This window comes from Neptunomonas sp., from assembly GCF_016744175.1.
Classification (GTDB): Bacteria; Pseudomonadota; Gammaproteobacteria; order Pseudomonadales; family Balneatricaceae; genus Neptunomonas.
Window position 1 is genome coordinate 12,228 of record NZ_JADGEV010000020.1, and the last position, 25,632, is coordinate 37,859.

The following is a 25,632-nucleotide window of genomic DNA, read 5'->3' on the forward strand; positions in this document are numbered from 1 at the left end:
TTTGATATATCGATAATACGGTAGAGGAATAGCCCATGCTCCTAACAGAGCATGGGGGAGGATTTACAGTTCAGCGCTGTGGTATATATTTTGTACATCGTCCAAGTCATTCAGCATTTCTAAGAATTTCTCAAACATAGGAATATCATCTTCACTGATAGGCGCAGTGTTTTGCGGTACAAACTGTATTTCAGCAATATCAAAATCGATGTCACCAAAGGCTTCAGTTAATGCATTCTTTGCCTTGAAATAGTCTGTATGTGGTGCGAACACAGAAAGAATTCCATCTTCACATTCGATATCAGATACATCTACGTCGGCCATCATTAAGGCTTCAAGTGCAGCTTCTTCATCGTCGCCTTTAAATACCAGGATAGCACTGTGATCAAACATGTGGCTGACGCTGCCAGATGTACCAATTTTGCTTTTAGTTTTGGTGAAGCAGTTACGCACATCACCAAATGTACGGTTAGGGTTGTCCGTAAGACAATCTACAATAACCATGCAGTTGCCAGGACCAAAGCCTTCGTAGCGTGCAGAGGAGAAATCTTCGCCGCCACCACCCTTTGCTTTGTCTATGGCCTTGTCAATAACGTGGCTTGGCACTTGGTCTTTTTTAGCGCGTTCAATTAAGCCACGTAATGTTAGGTTGCCATCTGGATCAGTACCACCGGATTTAGCGCATACATATATTTCGCGCCCATATTTACTATAGATCTTGGCTTTGTTATCTGACGTCTTAGCCATGGATTCTTTACGGTTTTGGTAGGCTCTGCCCATAGCGCTGTCTCATTAAAGTGTTAAAAAAGATAAATATTACAGATAAGTAATTCTATAGGGAACCGTGAATAAGGATAAAGGTAAAGATAAGGTTGAAGATAATATGTAGTAATTCATCTTGAAGTTACATTATTGGGGGCAATTGGTGTTAGACAATTGCCAGTAAATAACAGATAAGGGTATTGTAGAAGTGAGTAGGTAATTGGCATCCCCCTTATTTTGGAGACTTATCATGAAAACACTTCATAAAAATAACTTCTATTGCTGGAGTGTCTTTGATGAAGACCGAAATATAGACTTTCACAGCTATGTATGGGTACGGCCCCAGGGGAACATCGTTTTTGATCCTCTCCCTCAAACTGAACATGATAAACAACACTTGCTGTCGTTGGGGAAGGTGAGTCATATCATAATTTCAAACTCTGACCATGTCCGCAATGCACAATTATTAGCCGCAGATACTGGGGCTCAGATTTGCGGGCCTGCGGGAGAAAAAGAGAGTTTCCCTATTGAGTGCGCGCAGTGGTTGAGTGATGGGAGTAATATTTTAGAAGGGTTGGATGTATATAGTGTGTCAGGCTCAAAAACGGCGGGTGAGCTCGCATTTATTGCAGAGGGGGATACTCTCATTACGGGAGATCTCATTAGAGCGCATTCAGGAGGTAAGCTTTGTATCTTGCCTGACGGAAAGTTAAAAGATAAAAATCTAGCGATCGCTTCGGTGAAACAGTTAGCCGCGATTAGCGGTATAACCGCTGTGTTACCAGGAGATGGCTGGCCTGTATTTAGGGGGGCGGGAGTGGTATTAGCTGAACTTGAAAATTCGCTATCTTAGATGACGTCCTCCGTCTACATGTAATGTTCTGCCTGTTACGTAGCGGCTATGTAACAGGTAATGAACTGTATCAATGATTTCTTGTGTGCCCGGTTCTATTTTCATTAATGATTTTTGGAGTGTTTTTTCACGATACTCGGCATTATCATCTGGATTAAACATGATCATTGCAGGCGCAATCGCGTTGACTTTTATTTTTGGTGCTAATAGGGCCGAAAAAGAGAGAGTCATGTTGGCAAGTGCTGCTTTACTGGCAGCATAAGCGATATGTTTTTTGCTGCCTTTATCCGCGACATAATCAGTGAAGTGAATAATGTCACTGAACTCTTCTTTGCATGCTCGTAGTGAGTCAACCAATGCTAGGTTAATTTGGTAAGGAGTGCTTACGTGTACCTGCATCATTCTTTTGAGCGTTTCTGCAGGCGAGCTGGCGTTACTGTCGGGCAACCAGTCAGATGCGTTGTGAATAATGGCACGTAATTGAGCGTGATTCGTTTTAACTGTTTCAATGAACCTAGCTACCTGAACATCGTCATAAAAGTCACAGTAATATAATTCTGCACCTAATTGGCGTAGTTCTTTAATGGACTCATATTCTGTACGGTAAGTACCTATCACTGAATGCCCAGTGCTTAGTAGATGCTTTGCCAATGCATAGCCAATACGTTTGCCTACGCCAGTAATAACAATGGGCGCAATCATATACCTTCCTTAATCACAGTATTTTTCTAACGTTAAAGAGACAGAGTCTGCAAAGCGAAGCGCATGAGGCTTATCGACAGTGACGGAAGCGTATTTAACCCAAGGGTGTTGTGTGCATATGTCGAGAACATCGGCGACCAATTTTTCGAGCAGTAAGAAGCGGCCTTCTTCAACATGATGAATTACTTGCTTAGTGATGACTTTATAGTTAAGAGCCTCTTCGACATTGTCTGTTTGGTAGGCTTTTTCTGCAGGATAGTGGATCTTTATATTGATGATAACATCCTGCTGCTTTTCCATTTCATCTTGGTTAAAGCCTATATAAGTGCGTAGCCTTAAGTTGGTTATTCGAATGATTGCATCACTTATATTCATAGCGTTATCCGTAAGTTATATCTTCCTGCATAGATTTCTGAGTATACATGACCGTTATGCAGCGCAGTAGGCTATGCCTAGCTACTCCTTCAGAAGAGGCATAAATATTTAGAGGTATAGTTATTTAGTCGAGTGCTTTGTTGCCTTCAATGTTATAAATTGTCTGAAATAAGCTACACTTGATTCTTATATTCACTTTTTATTAAGGTTTAAGGAATGCTTTTCTGTCAGATGCTAAACAATACACGCAATACATAGGACCAAGGAAGTTTCTCTATGAAAAATTTAAGCTTTAAATATAAGCTATTAATGCTGATTGCGCTTCCTGTATTGATTAGTACAGTGATGCTTGTAAAGCAAGTGCTACAAAGCTATTCAGTGAGCCAGCAAAGTGAAGAGTTATCTCTTTATACTGAGTTAACAACGGTTAATAGTGCCTTAGTGCATGAGTTGCAAAAAGAAAGGGGTGCGACAGCAGGTTTTCTCGGCTCATCCGGCAAACAGTTTGCTGATGTGTTGGGGCAGCAAAGGCAAACCACACAAAAGCTTATAAAGAACTGGGAAAGTTTTTTAACTGGGCATACTATCGGTGATGCTTCTTTGCATTCACTCATGAAAGATGTAAAACAGCAGCTAGGGCAAATTGATTCAGTTAGAGCGCGTGTGAGCTCTTTAGATATGCCTTTGTCAGAAGCCTTAAAATATTACACCGGACTAAATGCGAAGCTACTGTCTTCTGGTTCGATAACGGCTAATTTAAGTCAAGATGTTGGTTTAACACGTGCTTCCTTAGCGTATTACAACTTTTTACAGGCAAAAGAGCGGGCTGGTATTGAGCGTGCCGTTTTAAGTAATACATTTGCAGGTGATAAATTTGCTTCTGGGCTGTATGAGAAATTCATCGTTTTAGTGACCGAGCAAAATACTTACGGCCGTATTTTTAACAACTTAGCGTCAAATAAACATAAAAAACTCTTCGATCGATTTTCGAGTTCTGGAGCCGTACAAGAAGTTGAAAGATTGAGGGCGATTGCTTCAGATAAGGCCGCACAGGGCGGGTTTGATGTTGAATCCAAGCATTGGTTTGACTCTTCTACTAAACGTATAAATTTACTTAAGAAGCTTGAAGATACACTCGCTGAAGACGTCATTCTTGATGCAAACTCAGCGCAGAGCCAGGCTTGGTCTAATTTGGTAATATTTGCAATTTTGTTGTGCGCATCATTATTAGTTGTTTCATTAACTGCTTTCAGCATTATACGTGGATTAAATAGGCAGGTCGCTTCCTTGTTCAGTGTGATGAGCACCGTGCGCCATGAGCATGATCTACGGGTGCGGGTTGAAGTTTATAGCCAGGATGAGTTGGGGCATGTTGCTGAAGGATTAAATGACACGTTGGCTAATTTTTCTCGTGCAATGAGCCAGTTATCAGGTAGTTGCGATACGTTAGTGAACATTGCAGATGAGACCACTGAAGTAGTAGAACATAGTGTTCAGAAACTACAGACTCAAAGAGAGCGCACCACTCAAGTAGCGGCGGCGGTAGAAGAGTTATCTGCTGCCGTTCAAGAAGTGGCGGGTAATACTGCAAACACTGCTGACCAAGCCAATACCGCTAGCCAAATGGCAAATGATGGGCATGAAGTGGTGCAGGCTTCAGTCCAGTCTGTTAATGAATTGGCTGATGATGTTAATTTGTTGAGTCAGTTGATCAACAAGCTACACGCAAGCAGCACGAATATATCGAATGTTGTTGAAGTTATTCACCATGTTTCAGACCAAACGGGCTTGCTAGCATTAAATGCCGCCATTGAGGCCGCACGCGCGGGTGAGCAAGGGAGAGGATTTGCGGTTGTTGCAGATGAGGTGCGAACGCTGGCACATCGTACCCAAAACTCAACAGCAGAAATTGCTTCAATAATCCAAGAGCTGCAAACGGAAGTCGAAGAAGCATTCTCTTTAGTTGAAGCTAATCACGAGAAAATGCGTGAGACCGTCGATAGTACTCATAATGTGGAAAGCTCACTGGATACGATTGTGCAGGCTGTTACAGGAATAATGGATATGTCTAGTCAGATAGCAACCGCATCTGAAGAGCAGGCAGCTGTCATTCAGGATGTGAGCCAGAACTTAACGGTCATTGATGATAACTCCGATGAAGTTGCGACGGCAGCGGGCCAAATTAAGAACTCTGCGCAAAGCTTGGCGGGCATGGCTCACGAGCTAAAATCGTTGGTGGGTGGATTTAAAGTTTAAGACTTGATGGGAAAAAGCAGATCATAAATGCGTGGTCTGCTTTTCATGCTTATAGAGAGCGCGCTTGGTGTCTGTCTTATTAGGCGGGCACTGGAATACTGAATGATTCTTTAACTTCTTCCATAACAATATAACTTTTTGAGTTCTTCACACCGGGAAGTGTAAGCAACATATCACCCAGCAAAGCACGATATTCAGACATATCTTTAATTCGAGCTTTTAACAAGAAGTCAGAATCCCCAGAAACTAAGTGACACTCCATAATATAAGGCAGTTGATTAACCGCTAGGTTAAATCGCTCAAACGCATCAGGTGATTGGTAAGAGAGAGAGATTTCGACAAAAACCAGCATACTGTAACCTAAAGCTTCAGGATTTAATCTGGCGTGGTATCCTTGTATAAAACCATCTTTTTCTAGCCGCTTAACCCTTTCAATGCAGGGTGTGGTAGACAGGCCTACTTTATCTGCAAGGTCGGTATAAGATATACGTCCATCTTTTTGCAGCTTAGTTAAGATGTTTTTATCAATTCTGTCTAATTTCTTCATTTTATAAAGTTCTGTTTATTTTTTATTAAGTAGTAAAAGTAACTGCATTTGATAAATAAAACAATAAAATTTTATTGTTATTTTCATTTATTCTAGTCGGAAATCTTGTGTTAGCTCTGAGAATAAAAATGAAAATACTGGTGTTGGGTAGTGGCGTTATTGGTGTGACAAATGCGTATTATTTAGCGAAAGCGGGTCATGAGGTTACTGTAATCGACCGTCAGCCTGCCGCTGCTCTGGAAACTAGCTATGCAAATGCGGGTCAAATTTCTCCGGGGTACTCGTCTCCATGGTCTGCTCCAGGTGTCCCTCTTAAAGCAGTTAAATGGATGATGCAAGATCTTGCTCCTCTACGTATACAGCCAGCATTAGACCCTGTGTTATTTAAATGGATGACCAAAATGCTTGGAAACTGTACTGAATCTGCTTATCGAGTAAACAAGTCTCGTATGCTGCGCATTGCTGAATATAGTCGAGATAGCATGAAGGAACTCAATGATGAGGTATCTCTTAATTACGATCAGCGTTTTGGTGGTACATTGCAAATTTTTCGAACAGAAAAGCAAGTAGCCGCATCCAAAGCAGATATCGCTATATTAAATGAGTGCGGTGTTGAATATGAGGTTTTGGACAGTCAGGCGTGCGTTGAGAAAGAACCTGCGTTAGTGCACGTGAAAGAAAAAATCATTGGTGGATTGCGTTTGCCAGGTGACGGTACGGGTGATTGTTTTAAATTTACCCACGGTTTGGTTACTGAATGCGAAAAGCTAGGTGTTACTTTTATATATAACGCTGAAGTGAAAGAACTGGTATTGGAAGCCAATGAGATTCAGGGTGTCAAACTAGCAAGTGAAACTCTTAAAGCAGATTGCTACGTGATGGCACTTGGCAGCTATAGCCCTATTGTCTTGGCTAAAGTCGGCATCAAAATACCCGTATATCCAGTGAAAGGTTATTCGCTAACCTTGCCTATTATTGATGAAAGTCGTGCGCCAGTTTCCACTATAATGGATGAAACTTACAAGATTGCTGTCACGCGCTTTGATGACAGAATTCGTGTGGGGGGTACTGCAGAGCTAACAGGTTATGATCTTAGCCTAAAAGATAAACGCAGAAACAATGTGGATTTCGTTGTAAGTGACTTGTTCTCAGGAGGAGGCGATTTATCGAAGGCCGATTTTTGGACAGGATTGCGCCCAATGACACCTGATGGCACCCCTGTGCTCGGGGCTACAAAATATCCTAACCTTTATTTGAACACAGGGCACGGTACTCTGGGATGGACGATGGCCGTTGGGTCTGCTCGTTTTGTGACGGATTCAATTATTGGTCGGCAAACAGATATTGACCCATCTGGTCTTGGAATAGAAAGATATGTTTAAAAAAAGTGTGTTACCCATTATTGTTATGCCTTTAAATTAAATGACCCAACATAAATATATTAAAGAGAGTTTATTATGAATCGTAGCGTTATATCTACAGACAAAGCACCCGCGGCTATTGGTACCTATTCTCAGGCTGTAAAAGCAGGCAACACTGTTTACATCTCCGGTCAAATCCCGCTCGATCCAGAGACCATGGAGATGGTAACGGAGTCTTTTGAAGCTCAAGCTGTACGAGTGTTTGAAAATATGAAAGCGATTGCTGAAGCTTCTGGTGGCTCTTTTTCGGATATAGTTAAGCTCACTATTTTGCTTTCAGACCTTAAATACTTTGCTCAGGTGAACGAAGTTATGGCGCGCTACTTCTCTGAGCCATATCCAGCTCGTGCAGCATTTGCTGTGAAAGCTTTGCCTAAAGATGCAGATATTGAAATTGAATCCATCATGGTTATCGCAGAGTAGTTCTGGATTAGCTTAATACTGTAAGGGGGGAACTATGGGCCGGGCAACACGGGCGATTATTGATTTATCGGCTATCTGTCAGAATTATAATTTGGCAAAGTCTTTAGCTTCGGGCTCTGACGCCGTCGCGATAATAAAGGCTGATGCATACGGGCATGGTGCTATACGTGTTGCTTTAGCTATGGAGCCTGAGGTACCAGCATTTGGCGTGGCTTGTATCGAAGAGGCCATTGAAATACGTGATGCTGGTGTTAAGAAACCGATCTTATTATTAGAAGGTTTCTTTACTGCAGATGAGCTATCGACTATTGCTAAGCAAAATTTTTGGACGGCTGTTCATCGTATAGACCAGATAACAATGTTAGAAGATGCTCAGCTAGTCGCACCAGTTAAAGTGTGGCTTAAGTTGGATACGGGTATGCACCGTTTGGGCATTGATGCGACGGATTTTCGAGAAGCATATGATCGATTGCACGCGTGTGAAAACGTGTCTGATATCGTTCTAATGAGTCATTTGGCATGTGCCGATGAGCTAGATAAGCCTCATACATTACAACAGGGCGCATTATTTGATCAAACGGTAAGAGGGGTTTCTGCTCCTCACAGTATATCAAACTCACCTGCAACATTAGCGTGGCCAACGATGCATCGCGACTGGATTCGTCCAGGGTTGATGCTCTATGGTGCGTCGCCATTTGAAGCGTCTCAGGTGAATGCGGATAAATTATTGGCGGCAATGACACTTGAAAGTGAAGTAATTGCTGTGCATGACTTGCAAGCAGGAGAGGCGGTTGGTTATGCGGCTTCTTATGTCTGTGAAGAAAATACCTGTGTAGGAACAGTGGCTATTGGTTATGGCGATGGCTACTCACGCCATGCAGGAACTGGAACGCCAGTTATTGTGAATGGTCAGCGAACCAGAATTATTGGTCGTGTGTCTATGGATATGTGTGCAATAGATCTTACTGGGCTAACTAACGTTGGTGTGGGCTCTAAAGTAGAGTTATGGGGAGCGCAGCTAAGCGTCAATGAAGTAGCACGCCACTGCGGCACTATTCCTTATACTCTGTTTACAGGTGTTACCAGAAGAGTGCCAAGGTACTACATATAATAATGTGGAACGCCTTTAAATCAGAACCCCGAAGATAAAGTCGGGGTTCTGTTTATTTGTTTACGTTGACTGTTTACTTTTCAGGAGCGTGAAATAGTAAAAATAGGTCAACTAAAATATCAGGTATTTCGTTAGCCATTTGTTCTGTTACAGCGCGGTTGTTACGGATCTCTTTGAATTCTTTTTCATCAAATAGATTTGAAACCACCATAATAGGCAGCATCAATTCAGCGACAGTTTCTTCTTTGGATGTGCCTTCTGCAAACCACTCATCTTCATTGAGGAAAACACCTTCCATAAAGGCTTGTGACCAAATCTCTAGTTCTGACTCTTCATTTTTTGTTTCAAGAGTCAACTCACACGGCATGCCAAGTTCGCTGTCGTTACTTAAATCACTGTAAATTGAACTTTTCCAGCGATTTAAGGTGCTGGTGATTTCTTTTTCTTGTTCAGCAGAAGCCCAATTAGGTACTCCATCAAACAAAACGTCCATCCATTCCTCTTCAGCAGCGGGAACAGGGCTAATATTGAGTGCGCAAAGGAAACCATGAATGCCGATAAGATCGAGAGAGTCTTCTGAGACAACGTCTGAAAAGATGAAAGTTTCTAGACGATCGAGTTCATCATCGGATAAAGGAGCACTATTTAATGTACTTGGCATATTCGGGTTTCCTAAAAGAAAGGCGGTTTTCGCTATTCTACTCCTAGACGAATGCGTAGTCAGTGATAATTTGAGATGACAGTGGTGTAGCCTTTGCGGATAATCAGCAGATGACGAATAAAACCCTCCATGTGTTAAAAGAAATATTTGGTTATGACCAGTTCCGAGCGCCTCAAGATGAGGTGATTCAGAGTTTGTTAGATAACCGTGATGCTTTAGTTATTATGCCTACCGGTGGGGGGAAGTCGCTCTGCTACCAGTTGCCCGCCTTGCTGCGTTCGGGGACGGCATTGGTTGTGTCGCCATTAATTGCATTAATGTATGACCAGGTAACGGCGTTGTCTCAATTGGGCGTCAGAGCTGCTTGTCTTAATTCATCACTGGATTATGTGATTCAAACAGAAGTTGAACAGGCGCTTCTTAGTGGTCAGTTGGATCTGTTGTATATTGCACCTGAGCGTTTGACGCAGCCAAAAACACTCGCACTATTACGGCAGTGTGAGATTGCTCTTTTTGCGATTGATGAAGCACATTGTGTGTCGCAGTGGGGGCATGACTTTAGGCCTGAATATTTAAAGCTAGCATCACTGGCGGATTCATTTCCTGATGTGCCACGTATCGCGTTAACCGCCACTGCTGACCCGCGAACACAGAAAGAGATTGTTGATCGCTTAGGACTACATAATGCGCGTATCTTTATTCAAGGCTTTGACCGTCCTAATATTCGTTATCGTATCGGTCAGAAAAACCGTGCGCGTGAGCAGTTACTCTCTTTTCTAAAACAAGAACACCCCAGTGATGCGGGTATTGTTTACTGTTTATCACGAAAAAGTGTTGAAGAAACCGCTGCATGGCTGACGGAGCGTGGCTTTAATGCGTTGCCTTATCATGCAGGGCTTTCCACGGATTTAAAAAACCATAACCAGCATAGATTTCTTACGGAAGAGTCGATCATTATCGTTGCGACCATTGCGTTCGGTATGGGGATTGATAAACCTAATGTTAGATTTGTAGCGCACTTAGATTTGCCTAAGAGCATCGAGGCTTATTACCAAGAAACAGGGAGGGCAGGACGTGATGGTATGCCTGCTGATGCTTGGATGGTGTATGGCCTGCAAGATGTTATTTTTTTAAGGCAGATGTTGGAAGGGTCACAGGCGGCAGAGCAGTTTAAGCAGATAGAGCGCCAGAAGCTTGAAGCGATGATGGGCTTTTGCGAAATTACTACCTGTAGACGACAAGTGTTGCTGGGTTATTTTGGTGAGAATGATCATGCGCCATGTGGAAATTGTGATACCTGCTTAGAGCCTGTTCCTCAATGGGATGGTACGGAAGCCGCGCGCAAAGCATTGTCTTCTGTTTATCGAACGGGGCAACGCTATGGAGTTAATCATGTCATTGATGTTCTTTTAGGCAACCTAACCGATAAAGTTAAATCTGAGCGTCATGAAAAAGTATCTACTTGGGGAATTGGAGTAGGTTTAAATCGAAACCAGTGGCGTTCCGTGTTTCGTCAATTAGTGGCGCGTGGCTATCTTAATGTTGACCCTGATGGGTATGGAGTGCTTCATCTGAGTGATCGTTGCCGTTCATTATTGAAGGGCGAAGAGACGTTGTTGCTTCGAGAAGATAAGCGAGAGCGAAGCAGCGGTTACCAGAAAAGTAGAGCGCCTCAGCAACAGTTGGATGCTGCAGATCATAATCTTTGGGAGCTGTTGAAAAAATTACGTAAACGTTTGGCGGATGAGCAAGATGTACCACCTTACGTTATTTTTCATGATGCAACCTTGATGGAAATGGTGATGTACCGCCCATCGACTCATGCTCAACTACACAAAATTAGTGGTGTGGGAGAGCGAAAGTTAGAACTTTATGGTGAACAATTTTTAGAAGCTATAGGTCATCAGCCTGCGAGTAATGAAGATAAAAGTAACCAAGCTCAAGAATCGATTGCGCTCTTTAAGGCAGGTATGGCCATTGCGCAAGTTGCTAAAATGCAGAAGCTCTCCGAGAAGGTTATATATATTCACCTATCGGCAGGTATTAAAAATGGTGACTTATCTGTTGAGGAAGTTGTGGAGTTGCCAGAGGCTGAATTACAGCATATACAGCAAGTTATTTTAGATTGTCAGGAACGGTTTGGGCAGGCTTTAAAACCAGTCCATGAGGCGCTTGCTGGTGTATATGAAATCGGTGTGCTGAGCTGTGTGCGGCAAGGGTTAGAGCGTTAATGAACGCTGATCTATGGGGGTTGTTTCTGAGCAGTTTGGTATCTTCTACCTTGTTGCCAGGAGGGTCTGAAGCATATCTTGCATGGCTGGTCTCAGATGGAGATATATCTCCTTGGGTATTGATTGGCGTGGCAACAGTGGGTAACACGTTGGGCGGCGTTATTACTTATGCAATGGGGAGGCTTGTTGCTATACGTTATCCGTTTAAGTTGTTGGATAAAGGTAAATATCAAAGAGCAAAACGCTGGTTTGATAAAGTAGGCTGCAGTATTTTATTACTCTCTTGGTTGCCTGTTGTTGGAGACCCTCTTTGTTTTGTTGCCGGTTGGATGAGAGTTAACGCATTCATTGGGATTATTTGTATTGCTTTAGGAAAGGCTGTTCGTTATATGTTGATAACGAGTCTGTTTAATTAGCTGGAGGTCGCTGGCATCAAGCCAGGTTTTCATATGTTCCGACAATTGCGAATTTTGATACTTTTAGGTGTGCTTTTAGTTGTGAGCTTAAATGCGATGTTTTCAAAAATTCGCACAACGGATTGGGATGCTCCGTTATGGGTTATCGTTTATCCTGTTAATGCTGATGGTAGGGCTGACACGCAACGCTATGTTGAGATGCTTAAAGAAAGTGATTTTGACGATATAGAGAATTTTTTTTCGAAAGAATCAAAGCGTTATCAGGTCGCTTTGAATAATCCTGTGCAGGTAATGCTGGCTCCTCAACTAGAGAGTCAGCCGCCTGAGCCCCCGAAAAATTCCAGCATACTTGATAGTGTTTTATGGAGTTTGCATATGCGCTACTGGTCTTGGCAGCAAGATAGCTGGGACGGCCCTGATCCAGATATAAAAATTTACATGAGCTTATACTCCCCGGATAACCAGCAATCGTTACGACACTCGTTGGGTTTGCAGAAAGGATTAATCGGATTGGTCAATGGCTATGCTGAAAAAGAATACCAGGGGCAAAATAATTTAATAGCTGCACATGAACTGCTCCATACCTTGGGAGCTAGTGATAAGTATGACCCTGCAACCAGTTGGCCGATATGGCCAAATGGATATGCTGAACCAACTAAAGAGCCATTGCTGCCGCAAACTTATGCTGAAATTATGGGTGGAAGGGTTCAGGTTTCGCCATCGACAGCGTTAGTTCCGCCTAGCTTGGATCATGTTGTTGTTGGTCCGGCGACGGCAATAGAGGTGAATTGGTTATCAGGTGAGTAAGTTATGGGTAAGAGGTTCTTAAAATAAAAAAAACCCGCATATAGCGGGTTTTTTTATAGTGTTGTAATTACTTTGGGTAATCGCGCTTGCTTGGACCCATGTACAACTGGCGAGGGCGGCCGATTTTATTCGGGCTGCTGTGGAACTCACTCCAGTGAGATATCCAGCCAATGGTACGAGACAAGGCAAAGATTACAGTAAACATGTTGGTTGGAATACCGATAGCTTTCAAGATGATGCCTGAATAGAAATCAACATTTGGATACAGTTTACGGCTTACAAAGTAGTCATCTTCAAGAGCGATTTGCTCAAGACGTTTAGCAATCTTGAGTAAAGGATCATTCTCGATACCTAATTCAGCTAGTACCTCATCACATGTTGTCTTCATGACTTTAGCGCGAGGATCAAAGTTGCGGTATACGCGATGGCCGAAGCCCATTAGGCGGAAACCATCTTCTGGATCCTTGGCGCGCTCGATGAACTCAGGAATGTTGGATTCATCACCAATTTCTTCTAGCATCTGTAATACAGCTTCGTTAGCACCGCCGTGAGCAGGTCCCCACAGTGCTGCAACACCGGATGCAATACATGCAAACGGGTTAGCGCCAGAAGAGCCAGCTAAGCGAACAGTTGAAGTAGACGCGTTTTGCTCATGGTCTGCATGCAATAAGAAAATGCGGTCCATGGCTTTAGCAAGAATTGGGTTGGGTACGTATGTTTCGCAAGGTGTACCAAACATCATATGCAGAAAGTTATCAGCGTAGTCTAAATCGTTACGTGGGTACTGGAATGGCTGCCCCATGCTGTATTTGTAACACATTGATGCAATCGTTGGCATTTTGGCAATGAGGCGATATGCGCATACTTCACGATGATGCGGATCATCAATGTCTAGAGAATCATGATAGAAAGCAGACAAAGCACCAACAACGCCTACCATAATAGCCATTGGGTGAGCATCACGACGGAAGCCATTGAAGAAATGGTTCATTTGTTCGTGAACCATGGTGTGATTTTTAATGGTGCCGACAAATTTAGCTTTTTGCGCTGGTGTTGGTAGCTCACCGTTTAATAGCAAATAGCATGTTTCCAAGTAATCGGAATGCTTTGCAAGTTGTTCAATCGGGTAGCCACCGTGTAGCAATATGCCTTTGTCACCATCGATATAAGTGATGCTAGACTCGCAAGCTGCGGTAGATACAAAGCCTGGGTCATATGTGAACAGACCAAGGCCGGTCAGAGGACGAACGTCTATAACATCTTGTCCTTCGGTGCCGGAATAAACAGATAGTTCAATTACTTCTTCAACACCATCGATTGTCAAACGTGCTTTTTTATCAGCCATTATTAGGCTCCTATCATTTTATTCGTTATATTAGACTCTGCTAATATGTAGGGTATATTCAGAGTCTTAGTCCGCTAGGGATATGCCCAATATAAAGATTGATTCAAGATTGTCAATCTGGACACTAAGTGCTTTTTCTGCATTGCAGCAATTGGAAGTGATTTTTATCAATAATAGGCCTCACTATGTATACCCTTTTAGTTGTATAGGTTGATGTTTGGCCAGAACATAGGAGTATTAATGTTCACTAGACGTTAGGCTTAAAGCTTGATCTAGCGCGTTGTATTCTGATTTTTAACTGTCTATAATCTCGATCCTAAGTACGTGTATGGTAAGTGTTGGCGCGTACTTTTGTCTGAGGATCTACTCTCTGAACACTACCTAGCAACCTTGCCCCATGATGGGCAGCAAAGTGTGAATAAGAGCCGTGAACAAAAAAAGACCTGTAAATTTAGACCTAAGAACTATCAAGCAGCCACTTCCTGCGATTACATCCATATTGCATCGTGCAACTGGTGTTGTGTTGTTTTTCGGCACACTCTTTATGACATATGCATTAGGAATGTCTCTCGAATCAGAAGCTGGCTTTAACGAAGCAACTACCATGTTAAAAGAGGGCTTCTTCGCGAGGCTGATTACATGGGGATTAGTATCTGCATTACTGTATCACCTGCTTGCTGGTGTTAAGCATCTTATAATGGATGCTGGACATTTAGAGGAGCTTGAGAGCGGAGCAATGGCAGCGAAAGCTACATTGATCGCGGGTGCAGTTGCAATTCTACTGGCAGGAGTCTGGGTATGGTAACAAGTATCACTAGCTTTGGCCGAAGTGGCTTATACGACTGGATGGTCCAGCGAGTCACAGCAGTAGTATTGCTGGCCTATACAATCTTTATGATTGGCTATCTGCTATTTAATTCTGATATGGATTATATGCAGTGGAAATCATTATTTGAGTGCACATCGATGCGCATCTTCTCCCTACTGGCTTTACTTTCTATGGCTGCTCATGCATGGATCGGTTTATGGTCAGTAAGTACAGATTACATTAAACCAACTGGCATACGTTTTGTTGTTCAGTCTGGGTGTGGTTTGTTGACGTTTATTTACGTCGTTTGGGGTATTCAGATTCTGTGGGGTGTCTAAGCGATGAATGAACTGCGCACGTTAACTTTTGATGCGATTGTAGTGGGTGGTGGTGGTGCAGGTATGCGTGCCGCACTACAACTGGCGCAATCTGGGTTAAATACAGCCTGTGTGACTAAAGTGTTTCCAACACGGTCACATACTGTATCTGCTCAGGGCGGTATTACCTGTGCAATCGCAAGTGCTGATCCAAATGACGATTGGCGCTGGCATATGTATGACACAGTTAAGGGATCTGATTATATCGGAGACCAGGATGCTATCGAGTATATGTGCTCTGTAGGTCCTCAAGCTGTGTTTGAGCTTGATCATATGGGTATGCCTTTTTCGCGTACTGAGATTGGCAGAATTTACCAACGTCCTTTTGGTGGTCAATCAAAAGGTCCTGATAATCCAACTCAGGCTGCACGTACATGTGCTGCTGCTGACCGTACAGGGCATGCTTTATTGCATACTCTTTATCAGGCTAACTTGAAAGCTGGTACAACCTTTCTTAATGAATGGTTTGCTGTTGATCTCGTTAAGAATGAAGACGGTGCTGTTGTCGGCTGTATCGCCATTTGTATAGAAACAGGCGAAACAGTTTACATTAAAGCCAAAGCAACAGTGCTTGCTACTGGTGGTGCTGGTCGTATTTTTGCTTCCACTACTAATGCTCTGATTAATACCGGTGACGGTATGGGCATGTCTTTGCGTGCGGGTGTTCCGGCGCAGGATATGGAAATGTGGCAGTTCCACCCGACAGGTATTGCTGGTGCGGGTGTTCTTGTTACTGAAGGTTGTCGTGGTGAAGGTGGATACCTGATCAACAAAGACGGTGAGCGTTTTATGGAACGTTATGCGCCTAACGCAAAAGACCTTGCAGGTCGTGATGTTGTTGCGCGTTCAATGATCCTAGAAATTCTTGACGGTCGAGGCTGTGGCCCTGATGGCGATCATGTATATCTGAAACTCGATCACTTGGGTGAGGAGGTGTTGCTTTCTCGCTTGCCAGGTATCTGTGAGCTTTCTAAAACATTTGCTCATGCTGATCCTGTAAAAGAGCCGGTTCCAGTTGTTCCTACTTGTCATTATCAGATGGGCGGTGTTGCTACTAATATTGGTGGCCAGGCTTTGGCTCCAAATAAAGATGGCGGACATTCAGTTATCGATGGTTTATTTGCGTGCGGTGAAGTGGCTTGTGTGTCAGTTCATGGTGCGAACCGTCTAGGGGGTAACTCGCTGCTTGATTTGGTTGTATTTGGCCGAGCGGCAGGTATCCAAATTGAGAAGCAGATGCGCGAAGGCTATGAAGCTAAAGATGCAACTGAAGCTGATCTAAATCGTGCAATGGCTCGCTTGAACCGCTTGAATAAATCTACTTCAGGTGAAAGTGTTGCTGATGTTCGTAAAGAGCTTCAGGCAACGATGCAGCTTTACTTCGGTGTTTTCCGCGATGGCGAAAGCATGCAGAAGGGTCTTGATCTATTGGGTGAGATTCGCGCTAAGGTGAGCAACCTGTATCTTGAAGATAAAAGTAATGCCTTCAATACAGCGCGTTTAGAAGCTTTAGAGCTTGAAAACCTAATGGAAGTTGCAGAAGCAACAGCGATTGCTGCTGAAGTTCGTAAAGAATCTCGCGGTGCGCATGCTCGTAACGACTTCACAGAGCGTGATGATGAAAACTGGTTGTGTCATTCAGTCTTCTTCCCGCAGGATAAAACAGTTGGTAAGCGCGCAGTTAACTTCTCGCCAAAAACTGTTGAAGCTTTCCCACCAAAAGTTCGTACATATTAAGGGGTAATTACAGTGTTAGTAAGCGTATATCGTTACAATCCTGAGACTGATGATGCTCCTTACATGCAGGATATCCATATTGATATCCCTGGTGGAAAAGACATCATGGTTTTGGATCTCCTTCAATTATTGAAGGATAAAGATACATCACTGGGTTACCGTCGTTCATGCCGTGAAGGTGTGTGTGGTTCCGATGGTATGAATATGAATGGTAAGAATGGTCTGGCTTGTGTTACTGCGCTCTCCCAAGTAGTGGTAGATGATAAGCTGGTTCTTCGTCCTCTTCCTGGGCTGCCTGTTATTCGCGATTTGGTCGTGGATATGTCTCAGTTCTATAAGCAATACGAAAAAATCAAGCCATTCCTAATCAATGATACCCCAGCACCTCCAATGGAGCGTTTGCAGTCTCCAGAAGAGCGCGAAGAGTTGGATGGCTTGTACGAATGCATTTTGTGTGCATGTTGTACAACTGCTTGTCCTTCATTTTGGTGGAATCCAGATAAGTTTGTTGGCCCGTCAGGGCTATTGCAGGCCTATCGCTTCCTTGCAGATAGCCGCGATACTGCAACACGTGAGCGTCTAGCAGAGCTAGATGATCCGTTTAGTGTATTCCGCTGTCATGGAATCATGAACTGCGTTAGCGTTTGCCCTAAAGGATTAAATCCTACTAAGGCAATCGGGAAAATACGTAACATGCTGATTCAGCAAGCAACGTAGAAATAGAAAACGGCACCTTGGGTGCCGTTTTTTTTGTCTGTTTAGCCGAAAGACTTATGCTTCCCAGCTTCAAATTTCTGTAGAATCAGACATTGTTTGATATATAAAGCCCGCTTTAAAAGGCGTACAATATTGGCCGCATTTCCATGCCACATCGTGGTAGTGCAGGTAAAGACAACGGAAACACAAGAAGGGGCATCTGCACGGATTAAAGCTGGTTATTAAGATGACCGCTCCGTAGACAGTCCCTCGAGCCAGGGTGAACAACTAATGCAAGAAGGCGTAATGGAGTTGCTGTGGAAAAATGCACACCTTTATGGTGGCAACCTTTCCTACATTGAGCAACTATATGAAACTTACCTTATGGACCCCAATGCTGTTCCACAGGAATGGCGGGAAGAGTTTGACCGCTTGCCAAAAGTGGGAGAAAGCATTTCTCTGGATGTCCCTCATTCACCAGTGCGAGAGCACTTCCTCTATTTAGCTAAAAATCAGAAGCGTTCTCAGCCAGTTGCTGTTAGCAGTGTTTCTTCTGAGCATGAGCAGAAGCAGATCCGCGTACTTCGTATGATCAATGCTTATCGTGTTCGTGGACATCAGGTAGCTAAAATTGATCCACTAGGAATGATGGAAAGGGAAGATGTCCCTGATCTAGAGCTTCGATATCATGAGCTTTCTGAAGCTGATTTCGATACTAAATTCCAGTTAGGGTCTTTGTTTTTTGGCCCTGATGAAGCACCCCTCAAAGATATACTCGCTGACCTGAAAAAAACCTACTGTGCAACAGTGGGTGCTGAGTACATGCATATCGTTGATACGCAAGAAAAGCGATGGATTCAGTCTCGTTTAGAACCTGTACGTTCTCATCCACAGGTAGAGGTGGGTAAGAAAAAGATGATTCTGGAGCGTTTAACCGCTGCAGAAGGTTTAGAGAAATATCTAGGTTCACGTTATGCCGGTGCTAAGCGCTTTGGCGTAGAGGGTGGTGAGTCGCTGATCGTTTCATTAAATACGTTGATTCAGCGTGCAGGTAAGCAGGGAGCCAAAGAAGTTGTTATTGGTATGGCTCACCGAGGACGCTTGAATACGCTGGTTAATATCTTTGGTAAAAACCCAGCAGAATTATTTAGTGAATTTGAAGGTAAGAAGACGCTTGAGACGTCAGGTGATGTTAAATATCACCAAGGCTTTTCTTCTAATGTAATGACGGCTGGAGGTGAAGTTCATATTGCGATGGCGTTTAACCCATCCCATCTTGAAATTTCTGCTCCTGTTGTCGAGGGGTCTGTTCGTGCTCGCCAGGACCGCCGTAGTGATCCTGTAGGAACGACAGTTGTTCCTGTAAACCTTCATGGTGACCAAGCATTTGCGGGTCAAGGTGTTGTGATGGAGACATTTCAGATGTCTCAGACTCGCGCCTATAAAACCGGCGGTACGATCCATATTGTGATCAATAACCAAGTCGGTTTTACCACGAATAAAAAAGAAGATTCGCGCTCTACTGAATATGCAACAGATGTTGCGAAAATGATTCAGGCTCCAATCTTCCATGTTAATGGTGATGATCCAGAAGCTGTACGTTTTGTAACGCAGGTGGCTTTAGATTACCGCAATGAATTTAAAAAAGACGTTGTCATTGATTTGTTCTGTTATCGCCGCCGTGGCCATAACGAAGCTGATGAACCATCTGGAACACAGCCGTTAATGTATGCGCAGATCAAAAAGCAGAAAACAACGCGTGATTTGTATGCGACTCAGCTTATTAACGAAGGCGTAATCACCGCTGAAGAGAGTAAGCTTCAAGAAGTTGAATACCGCAAGTTGCTTGAAGATGGTGAGCATGTTGTTCAATCTTTAGTAAAGCAGCCTAATTCTGAGCTGTTTGTTGATTGGCAGCCGTATTTAGGACATGAGTGGTCTTTTGAATGTGATACTCGCGTTGACATTAAGCTGCTTCAAGAGATTGGTGCTCAGATTTGTGAAACGCCAGAAGGCTTTTCCGTTCAGCGTCAAGTTCAAAAAATTTATGATGATCGTAAGCGTATGGCTGCGGGTGCAATGGCACTCAATTGGGGAATGGCGGAATCTCTTGCTTATGCCACTATTCTTGCGGAGGGGCATCCTGTTCGTATAACCGGTCAGGATGTTGGTCGTGGTACTTTCTCTCATCGTCATGCGGTATTACATGATCAGAAGACGCAAGAAACTTACTTGCCATTAGAGAACTTATCATCTGACCAGCCGCGACTGACTTTGCATGACTCTTATTTGTCTGAAGAAGCGGTGTTGGCATTCGAATATGGTTACTCAACTACCATGCCTAATGCGTTGGTTATTTGGGAAGCACAATTTGGTGATTTTGCCAACGGTGCTCAGGTTGTAATAGATCAATTTATTACTAGCGGCGAGCATAAGTGGCAGCGCCTGTGTGGCCTGACATTACTTCTGCCGCATGGTTTTGAGGGTCAAGGGCCAGAGCATTCTTCAGCACGTTTGGAGCGGTTCTTGCAATTGTCTGCAGAACATAATATTCAGGTGTGTACGCCAACAACACCTGCACAGATCTTTCATCTGTTGCGTCGTCAGGTAGTACGTCCGCTTCGCAAACCGTTGATTGTTATGTCACCAAAGAGCTTGCTTCGTCACAAACAGGCGACATCTACTTTAGAAGAGCTGTCAGAAGGTACATTCCTTCCAGTGATTGGTGAAGTTGATACATTAGCGCCTAAAAAGGTGAAGCGATTGGTTCTTTGTGGCGGTAAGGTTTATTACGACCTTTACAATCGTCGCGCAGAGCTTGAAAAAGATGATGTTGCAATTGTACGCATAGAGCAGCTTTATCCTTTCCCTGAAAAGGATTTGGCTGAAACAATCAAAGAATATACCAATCTAGATTCGGTGGTTTGGTGTCAAGAAGAGCCTATGAACCAAGGAGCATGGTATTGCACGCAACACCATATGCGCCATGTTCTTCATAAGCATGATTCTTCTATCGCACTTGAAGGTGTTGGTCGTCCAGCATCAGCTGCACCTGCGGTTGGCTATATCTCTGTGCATGTTGAACAGCAAGAAACACTAGTAAATAAAGCAATCAACGGTTAATGACAAAGCTGCCTACAATTAAGGGCAGCTTTTTGAGCATATAAGGAATAGAAATGTCCATCGAAATTAAAGCCCCTACATTTCCTGAATCGGTTGCGGACGGTACTGTTGCGACTTGGCATAAACAACCAGGTGAAGCATGTTCTGCTGATGACCTGATTGTAGATATTGAAACTGATAAAGTAGTATTAGAAGTAGTAGCACCGCAAGATGGTGTTATTAAAGAAATACTTAAAGGCGAAGGCGATACTGTTCTTAGCGATGAGATTATTGCTGTTTTTGAAGCTGGCGCTGCTGCTTCAGCAGCCGCTCCTGCTGCTGGTACTGCTTCAGCGGACGCTGGAGATGCTGATAAGGTTGGCCCAGCTGCACGTAAATTGATTGATGAAAATAATCTTGATGCAAACCAGATTCCTGGTACAGGGAAAAATGGTGGTATTACAAAAGAAGACGTATTGAGCTTTATGAAATCGGGTGCGCCAGCCGCTGCTACTGCAGCAGCACCGGCAGCACCTAAAGCCGCTGCTCCAGCGCCTGTAGCTATCAACGTTGCAGCTGGTGAGCGTGTAGAGAAGCGTGTTCCTATGACACGCTTGCGCGCCACTATTGCTAAGCGTTTGGTTGAAGCTCAGCAAACAGCCGCCATGTTAACGACTTATAACGAAGTTAATATGAAGCCTGTTATGGAGCTTCGTAAGCAATACAAAGAGTTATTTGAGAAAACCCATAATGGTACGCGTCTTGGCTTTATGTCTTTCTTCGTGAAAGCCGTAACTGAAGCGCTTAAACGTTTCCCAGCTGTTAACGCGTCTATCGATGGTAATGACATGGTTTACCATGGTTATCAGGACATTGGCGTAGCTGTATCAACTGACCGTGGTTTGATGGTTCCAGTTCTGCGTGATACTGATGGCATGGGTCTTTCTGATATAGAAGCCACGATTGCTGATTTCGGTAAGCGTGGTCGTGACGGTAAATTGGGCCTGCATGATATGCAAGGTGGTACTTTTACTATCACTAATGGCGGAACATTCGGCTCATTAATGTCTACACCTATTCTTAACCCGCCACAAACTGCGATTCTGGGAATGCATAAAATTCAGGATCGTCCTATGGCTGTGAACGGTGAAGTTGTGATTCTTCCAATGATGTATCTCGCATTGTCATACGACCATCGTATGATTGATGGCAAAGAGGCGGTACAATTCCTTGTTACTGTTAAGAGTCTGCTGGAAGATCCTGCTCGCATTCTCCTTGATGTGTAATTTCAACCCTGTAACCAACGTGAGAATAGGAAAGACACATGTCGCAAAAATTTGATGTTATCGTAATCGGTGCCGGCCCTGGTGGATATGTTGCTGCCATTCGTGCTGCACAGCTAGGTCTGAATACCGCGTGCGTTGAGAAGTGGGTTGATGATAAGGGTGATACTTTATTAGGCGGTACTTGCTTGAATGTTGGTTGTATCCCTTCAAAAGCACTGTTGGAATCTACTCATAAATTCCATGAAGCTTCACATGACTTCGCTGTTCATGGAATACAGACATCTGATGTTCAAATGGATGTTAAGAAAATGGTATCTCGTAAAGATACTATAGTGAAAAATTTAACCGGTGGTATTACGGGTCTGTTTAAAGCCAACGGCGTTACAACGCTTTCAGGTATGGGTAAGTTGTTGGCCAATAAACAGGTAGAAGTGACAGCAGCTGATGGTTCTGTTTCTGTATACGATGCTGATAATGTTATTTTGGCATCCGGTTCAGTTCCTGTAGAAATTCCACCAGCGCCATTAACCGAAGGGTTGATTTTGGATAATGCAGGCGCATTAAAGATTGATGAGACGCCTAAGCGCCTTGGTGTTATTGGTGCAGGTGTTATTGGCCTTGAAATGGGTTCTATCTGGGCTCGTCTTGGTTCTGAAGTAACCGTTCTTGAAGCAATGGACGGATTCTTGTCTCTTGCTGATAAAGATGTTTCTAAAGAAGCTAAGAAACTTCTGGGTAAGCAAGGTCTAGATATCAAGCTTAATGCACGTTGCACTGGCACTGAAATCATCGACGGTAAAGAAGTTAAAGTTAAATACACGGATGCTGCCGGTGAGCAAGAGATTATTGTTGATAAATTGATTGTTGCTGTAGGACGTCGTCCACAGACCTCAGGTTTATTAGCTGGTGATAGTGGTGTTAAGTTAGACGAGCGTGGCTTCATCTTTGTTGATGAATCTTGCCGTACAGATGTGCCTGGTGTCTTTGCTATTGGTGACTCTGTACGCGGTCCTATGCTTGCGCATAAAGCTTCAGAAGAAGGTGTTATGGTTGCAGATATCATTGCCGGTCACAAAGCGGCGATGAACTACGATGTTATCCCTAACATTATTTACACTTACCCAGAATTGGCGTGGGTTGGTAAAACAGAGCAAGAGCTTAAAGCTGAAGGCGTTAAAATTAAGGTCGGTAAATTCCCGTTCGCGGCTTCAGGTCGTGCGATGGCTTCTAATGCGACAGATGGTTTTGTTAAAATCATTGCAGATGAAGAAACTGACCGCATATTAGGCGTTCATATGGTCGGTGCTATTGCATCTGAGCTTATTGCTCAGGGTGGTATTGCTATGGAGTTCTGCTCAAGTGCTGAAGATCTGCAGTTGATGGTCTTTGCTCACCCAACAGTGAGTGAAGCTGTGCATGAGGCTGCACTAGCAGTAGACAACCATGCAATACATATTGCTAATCGTAAAAAGCGCTAATTTAGTACATTATTAAAAACGTTTATAAAGTTTTGACCGGGTGAAAGCTCGGTCAAATTAGCGAGAGCTTGTCGTAAGCCTTGTGGGCTGGGCTAGTTTTGACTGGCCCAGAATAATCATAGACAACACAACGGACTAGAGCATGAATCTTCACGAGTATCAAGGCAAACAGTTGTTTGCTCAATATGGTCTGCCTGTATCTAAAGGTTACGCGGTAGACACTCCGGAAGCTGCAGTAGAAGCAGCTAATAAAATCGGCGGTGACAAATGGGTTGTAAAAGCTCAGGTTCACGCAGGTGGCCGTGGTAAAGCAGGCGGAGTTAAGCTGGTTGAAACACCAGAAGCTGCAAAAGAATTCGCTGCTAATTGGTTAGGTAAAAACCTAGTAACTTATCAGACTGATGCTAATGGTCAGCCTGTAACTAAAATATTGGTTGAAACATGTACTGATATCGCTGAAGAGCTATATTTGGGTGCTGTTGTTGATCGTTCTTCACGTCGTATCGTTTTCATGGCCTCTACTGAAGGTGGTGTTGAAATCGAGAAAGTTGCTGAAGAATCACCAGAAAAAATCTTGAAAGCAACCGTAGATCCTTTGACTGGCGCTCAGCCATACCAGGCTCGCGAATTAGCTTTTCAGTTAGGTTTGAAGGGTGACCAGATTAAGCAGTTCACTAAGATCTTCTTAGGTCTAGCTAAGATGTTTGAAGAGAAAGATCTGGCTTTGCTTGAGATCAACCCTCTTGTTATTACTGATGCCGGTAATTTACATTGCCTCGATGCGAAAATTGCTATCGATGGCAACGCTGTATACCGTCACAAAGATCTTCAGGAAATGCACGATCCTTCACAAGAAGATGCTCGAGAAGCTCACGCGGCTACTTGGGATCTTAACTATGTTGCACTGGATGGTACTATCGGTTGCATGGTAAACGGTGCTGGTTTGGCTATGGGTACAATGGACATCGTAGCAACACACGGTGGCTTCCCTGCTAACTTTCTTGATGTTGGTGGTGGTGCAACAAAAGAACGTGTTACTGAAGCGTTCAAAATCATTCTAGCTGACGACAAAGTTAAAGCGGTTTTGGTTAACATCTTTGGTGGTATTGTACGTTGTGACCTTATTGCTGAAGGGATCATCGGTGCTGTTAAAGAGGTCGGTGTAACCGTACCTGTTGTAGTACGTTTAGAAGGTAACAATGCTGAGTTAGGCGCACAGCGCTTAGCTGAGTCTGGTTTGGATATCATTGCTGCTACTAGTCTGACAGATGCTGCTCAGCAAGCAGTTAAAGCAGCGGGGGGTAAGTAATAATGTCCATTCTGATTAATAAAGATACTAAGGTTATCTGTCAGGGTTTCACTGGTGGTCAGGGTACTTTCCACTCTGAACAAGCAATTGCTTACGGTACTAAAATGGTCGGTGGTGTTACACCGGGTAAAGGCGGTACTGAGCATTTGGGTCGTCCTGTATTTAATACAGTTAAAGAAGCAGTAGACGCAACGGGTGCTGATGCATCTGTTATCTACGTTCCTGCTGCATTTTGTAAAGATTCAATTCTTGAAGCGGCTACTTCTGGCATCAAGCTGATCGTTTGTATTACTGAACATATTCCAGTTATGGATATGCTGCAGTGCAAAGTAAAGTGTGATGAGCTAGGCGTTCGTCTAATTGGTCCTAACTGCCCAGGTGTTATCACTCCGGGTGAATGTAAGATTGGTATCATGCCTGGCCATATTCACTTGCCAGGTAAAGTGGGTATCGTTTCTCGCTCTGGTACATTGACGTATGAAGCTGTTAAGCAGACTACGGATGCAGGTTTTGGCCAATCTACTTGTGTAGGTATTGGTGGTGACCCTATTCCTGGCGCTAACTTCATTGATATTCTGGAAATGTTCCAGAATGATCCACAGACTGAAGCGATTGTAATGATCGGTGAGATCGGTGGTTCTGCTGAAGAAGAAGCTGCTGCTTATATTAAAGCAAACGTGACTAAGCCTGTTGTTTCTTACATTGCAGGTGTTACTGCTCCTGTAGGTAAGCGCATGGGTCATGCTGGCGCAATTATCTCTGGCGGTAAAGGTACTGCAGATGAGAAATTTGCAGCACTTGAAGATGCGGGTGTTAAAACAGTACGCTCTTTAGCTGATATCGGCAAAGCGCTATCTGACGTTACCGGTTGGTAAGTTAGTCAAGTACATAAAAGGCAGCTTCGGCTGCCTTTTTGCGTTATGGTGAGC

23 protein-coding genes are annotated in these 25,632 nt (G+C 43.6%); 17 read left to right on the top strand and 6 right to left on the bottom strand.

The genetic code is table 11. The features are described 5' to 3' along the window. Positions 1 to 63: 63 nt before the first annotated feature. Positions 64 to 780 carry a YebC/PmpR family DNA-binding transcriptional regulator gene (locus tag QZZ55_RS10835; RefSeq protein ID WP_293267342.1) on the bottom strand — a complete coding sequence of 239 codons (717 nt, stop codon included), beginning with the start codon at positions 778 to 780 and terminating at the stop codon, positions 64 to 66. Between the two features lie 232 nt (positions 781 to 1,012). Between QZZ55_RS10835 and QZZ55_RS10840 the strand changes: the two genes are divergently transcribed. Beyond that, complete coding sequence (locus tag QZZ55_RS10840) at positions 1,013 to 1,615, top strand: MBL fold metallo-hydrolase (RefSeq protein WP_293267343.1); 603 nt, start codon at positions 1,013 to 1,015, stop codon at positions 1,613 to 1,615. Here QZZ55_RS10840 and folM read toward each other — a convergent pair. Both folM and folX read right to left on the bottom strand, forming a co-directional pair. Beyond that, the gene (folM, locus tag QZZ55_RS10845; RefSeq protein ID WP_293267344.1) at positions 1,607 to 2,317 is read right to left on the bottom strand and encodes a dihydromonapterin reductase; all 711 of its coding nucleotides are present in this window, start codon (positions 2,315 to 2,317) and stop codon (positions 1,607 to 1,609) included. The two genes, QZZ55_RS10840 and folM, sit on opposite strands and share 9 nt — an antisense overlap. Positions 2,318 to 2,326: 9 nt before the next feature. Continuing rightward, entirely contained in the window at positions 2,327 to 2,692 is a 366-nt protein-coding gene (folX, locus tag QZZ55_RS10850; RefSeq protein WP_293267345.1) for a dihydroneopterin triphosphate 2'-epimerase, read from the bottom strand. 276 nt (positions 2,693 to 2,968) lie between these two features. Between folX and QZZ55_RS10855 the strand changes: the two genes are divergently transcribed. Further along, positions 2,969 to 4,948 carry a methyl-accepting chemotaxis protein gene (locus QZZ55_RS10855; protein WP_293267346.1) on the top strand — a complete coding sequence of 660 codons (1,980 nt, stop codon included), beginning with the start codon at positions 2,969 to 2,971 and terminating at the stop codon, positions 4,946 to 4,948. 79 nt (positions 4,949 to 5,027) lie between these two features. On the opposite strand, the gene QZZ55_RS10860 is transcribed toward QZZ55_RS10855, so the two are convergent. Further along, complete coding sequence (locus QZZ55_RS10860; RefSeq protein ID WP_293267347.1) at positions 5,028 to 5,495, bottom strand: Lrp/AsnC ligand binding domain-containing protein; 468 nt, start codon at positions 5,493 to 5,495, stop codon at positions 5,028 to 5,030. Positions 5,496 to 5,623: 128 nt separating this feature from the next. On the opposite strand from QZZ55_RS10860, the gene QZZ55_RS10865 reads away from it, so the two are divergent. From QZZ55_RS10865 to alr, 3 genes are all read left to right on the top strand, one after another. Beyond that, positions 5,624 to 6,877, top strand: a complete 1,254-nt coding sequence (locus QZZ55_RS10865) for a D-amino acid dehydrogenase (RefSeq protein WP_293267348.1) — start codon at positions 5,624 to 5,626, stop codon at positions 6,875 to 6,877. A gap of 75 nt (positions 6,878 to 6,952) precedes the next feature. Further along, positions 6,953 to 7,339, top strand: a complete 387-nt coding sequence (locus QZZ55_RS10870) for a RidA family protein (RefSeq protein ID WP_293267349.1) — start codon at positions 6,953 to 6,955, stop codon at positions 7,337 to 7,339. 34 nt (positions 7,340 to 7,373) lie between these two features. Further along, positions 7,374 to 8,450: an alanine racemase gene (gene alr / locus QZZ55_RS10875; RefSeq protein ID WP_293267350.1), complete on the top strand. Its 1,077-nt coding sequence runs from the start codon at positions 7,374 to 7,376 to the stop codon at positions 8,448 to 8,450. 73 nt (positions 8,451 to 8,523) lie between these two features. Here the strand turns inward: alr and QZZ55_RS10880 are convergent, their stop codons facing one another. Further along, positions 8,524 to 9,111: a YecA family protein gene (locus tag QZZ55_RS10880; RefSeq protein WP_293267351.1), complete on the bottom strand. Its 588-nt coding sequence runs from the start codon at positions 9,109 to 9,111 to the stop codon at positions 8,524 to 8,526. A 110-nt stretch (positions 9,112 to 9,221) separates the two neighbouring features. On the opposite strand from QZZ55_RS10880, the gene recQ reads away from it, so the two are divergent. From recQ to QZZ55_RS10895, 3 genes are read left to right on the top strand one after another with little or no spacing between them, the layout of a single operon-like run. Beyond that, positions 9,222 to 11,342, top strand: coding sequence for a DNA helicase RecQ (recQ, locus tag QZZ55_RS10885; RefSeq protein WP_293267352.1), 2,121 nt, complete (start codon positions 9,222 to 9,224; stop codon positions 11,340 to 11,342). Beyond that, a complete protein-coding gene (locus tag QZZ55_RS10890; protein WP_293267353.1) occupies positions 11,342 to 11,758 on the top strand; it encodes a VTT domain-containing protein in 417 nt (138 codons plus the stop codon). Before recQ ends, QZZ55_RS10890 begins: the two co-directional genes overlap by 1 nt. Before the next feature lie 33 nt (positions 11,759 to 11,791). Beyond that, on the top strand, positions 11,792 to 12,565 hold the full coding sequence (locus QZZ55_RS10895; protein ID WP_293267354.1) for a hypothetical protein: 774 nt from the start codon (positions 11,792 to 11,794) through the stop codon (positions 12,563 to 12,565). Between the two features lie 67 nt (positions 12,566 to 12,632). Here the strand turns inward: QZZ55_RS10895 and gltA are convergent, their stop codons facing one another. Then, a complete protein-coding gene (gene gltA, locus QZZ55_RS10900) occupies positions 12,633 to 13,910 on the bottom strand; it encodes a citrate synthase (protein WP_293267355.1) in 1,278 nt (425 codons plus the stop codon). Between the two features lie 427 nt (positions 13,911 to 14,337). Here gltA and sdhC point away from each other — a divergent pair, with 427 nt between their 5' ends. The 9 genes from sdhC to sucD all read left to right on the top strand — a co-directional run bounded on the left by sdhC (position 14,338) and on the right by sucD (position 25,578). Next, the gene (sdhC, locus tag QZZ55_RS10905) at positions 14,338 to 14,715 is read left to right on the top strand and encodes a succinate dehydrogenase, cytochrome b556 subunit (protein ID WP_293267356.1); all 378 of its coding nucleotides are present in this window, start codon (positions 14,338 to 14,340) and stop codon (positions 14,713 to 14,715) included. Further along, positions 14,709 to 15,056, top strand: a complete 348-nt coding sequence (gene sdhD, locus QZZ55_RS10910) for a succinate dehydrogenase, hydrophobic membrane anchor protein (protein WP_293267357.1) — start codon at positions 14,709 to 14,711, stop codon at positions 15,054 to 15,056. The genes sdhC and sdhD overlap by 7 nt, the downstream gene beginning before the upstream one ends. Positions 15,057 to 15,059: 3 nt before the next feature. Next, positions 15,060 to 16,832 (top strand): succinate dehydrogenase flavoprotein subunit, encoded by a 1,773-nt coding sequence (gene sdhA, locus QZZ55_RS10915; RefSeq protein WP_293267358.1) that lies wholly within the window; start codon positions 15,060 to 15,062, stop codon positions 16,830 to 16,832. A gap of 12 nt (positions 16,833 to 16,844) precedes the next feature. After that, entirely contained in the window at positions 16,845 to 17,549 is a 705-nt protein-coding gene (locus QZZ55_RS10920; protein WP_293267359.1) for a succinate dehydrogenase iron-sulfur subunit, read from the top strand. A gap of 270 nt (positions 17,550 to 17,819) precedes the next feature. Further along, the gene (locus QZZ55_RS10925) at positions 17,820 to 20,651 is read left to right on the top strand and encodes a 2-oxoglutarate dehydrogenase E1 component (protein WP_293267360.1); all 2,832 of its coding nucleotides are present in this window, start codon (positions 17,820 to 17,822) and stop codon (positions 20,649 to 20,651) included. A 53-nt stretch (positions 20,652 to 20,704) separates the two neighbouring features. Further along, a complete protein-coding gene (odhB, locus tag QZZ55_RS10930; protein ID WP_293267361.1) occupies positions 20,705 to 21,916 on the top strand; it encodes a 2-oxoglutarate dehydrogenase complex dihydrolipoyllysine-residue succinyltransferase in 1,212 nt (403 codons plus the stop codon). 38 nt (positions 21,917 to 21,954) lie between these two features. Continuing rightward, positions 21,955 to 23,394 carry a dihydrolipoyl dehydrogenase gene (gene lpdA, locus QZZ55_RS10935; protein ID WP_293267362.1) on the top strand — a complete coding sequence of 480 codons (1,440 nt, stop codon included), beginning with the start codon at positions 21,955 to 21,957 and terminating at the stop codon, positions 23,392 to 23,394. A gap of 142 nt (positions 23,395 to 23,536) precedes the next feature. Continuing rightward, a complete protein-coding gene (gene sucC, locus QZZ55_RS10940) occupies positions 23,537 to 24,703 on the top strand; it encodes an ADP-forming succinate--CoA ligase subunit beta (RefSeq protein WP_293267363.1) in 1,167 nt (388 codons plus the stop codon). Between the two features lie 2 nt (positions 24,704 to 24,705). Beyond that, positions 24,706 to 25,578, top strand: a complete 873-nt coding sequence (gene sucD, locus QZZ55_RS10945; RefSeq protein ID WP_293267364.1) for a succinate--CoA ligase subunit alpha — start codon at positions 24,706 to 24,708, stop codon at positions 25,576 to 25,578. Positions 25,579 to 25,632 lie beyond the last annotated feature (54 nt).

Excerpts from the sequence above, each read along its gene's own strand:
- QZZ55_RS10835 (WP_293267342.1), bottom strand. The coding sequence starts at position 780 with ATGGGCAGAGCCTACCAAAACCGTAAAGAATCCATGGCTAAGACGTCA.
- QZZ55_RS10840 (WP_293267343.1), top strand. The coding sequence starts at position 1,013 with ATGAAAACACTTCATAAAAATAACTTCTATTGCTGGAGTGTCTTTGAT.
- folM (WP_293267344.1), bottom strand. The coding sequence starts at position 2,317 with ATGATTGCGCCCATTGTTATTACTGGCGTAGGCAAACGTATTGGCTAT.
- folX (WP_293267345.1), bottom strand. The coding sequence starts at position 2,692 with ATGAATATAAGTGATGCAATCATTCGAATAACCAACTTAAGGCTACGC.
- QZZ55_RS10855 (WP_293267346.1), top strand. The coding sequence starts at position 2,969 with ATGAAAAATTTAAGCTTTAAATATAAGCTATTAATGCTGATTGCGCTT.
- QZZ55_RS10860 (WP_293267347.1), bottom strand. The coding sequence starts at position 5,495 with ATGAAGAAATTAGACAGAATTGATAAAAACATCTTAACTAAGCTGCAA.
- QZZ55_RS10865 (WP_293267348.1), top strand. The coding sequence starts at position 5,624 with ATGAAAATACTGGTGTTGGGTAGTGGCGTTATTGGTGTGACAAATGCG.
- QZZ55_RS10870 (WP_293267349.1), top strand. The coding sequence starts at position 6,953 with ATGAATCGTAGCGTTATATCTACAGACAAAGCACCCGCGGCTATTGGT.
- alr (WP_293267350.1), top strand. The coding sequence starts at position 7,374 with ATGGGCCGGGCAACACGGGCGATTATTGATTTATCGGCTATCTGTCAG.
- QZZ55_RS10880 (WP_293267351.1), bottom strand. The coding sequence starts at position 9,111 with ATGCCAAGTACATTAAATAGTGCTCCTTTATCCGATGATGAACTCGAT.
- recQ (WP_293267352.1), top strand. The coding sequence starts at position 9,222 with ATGACGAATAAAACCCTCCATGTGTTAAAAGAAATATTTGGTTATGAC.
- QZZ55_RS10890 (WP_293267353.1), top strand. The coding sequence starts at position 11,342 with ATGAACGCTGATCTATGGGGGTTGTTTCTGAGCAGTTTGGTATCTTCT.
- QZZ55_RS10895 (WP_293267354.1), top strand. The coding sequence starts at position 11,792 with ATGTTCCGACAATTGCGAATTTTGATACTTTTAGGTGTGCTTTTAGTT.
- gltA (WP_293267355.1), bottom strand. The coding sequence starts at position 13,910 with ATGGCTGATAAAAAAGCACGTTTGACAATCGATGGTGTTGAAGAAGTA.
- sdhD (WP_293267357.1), top strand. The coding sequence starts at position 14,709 with ATGGTAACAAGTATCACTAGCTTTGGCCGAAGTGGCTTATACGACTGG.
- sdhA (WP_293267358.1), top strand. The coding sequence starts at position 15,060 with ATGAATGAACTGCGCACGTTAACTTTTGATGCGATTGTAGTGGGTGGT.
- QZZ55_RS10925 (WP_293267360.1), top strand. The coding sequence starts at position 17,820 with ATGCAAGAAGGCGTAATGGAGTTGCTGTGGAAAAATGCACACCTTTAT.
- odhB (WP_293267361.1), top strand. The coding sequence starts at position 20,705 with ATGTCCATCGAAATTAAAGCCCCTACATTTCCTGAATCGGTTGCGGAC.
- lpdA (WP_293267362.1), top strand. The coding sequence starts at position 21,955 with ATGTCGCAAAAATTTGATGTTATCGTAATCGGTGCCGGCCCTGGTGGA.
- sucC (WP_293267363.1), top strand. The coding sequence starts at position 23,537 with ATGAATCTTCACGAGTATCAAGGCAAACAGTTGTTTGCTCAATATGGT.
- sucD (WP_293267364.1), top strand. The coding sequence starts at position 24,706 with ATGTCCATTCTGATTAATAAAGATACTAAGGTTATCTGTCAGGGTTTC.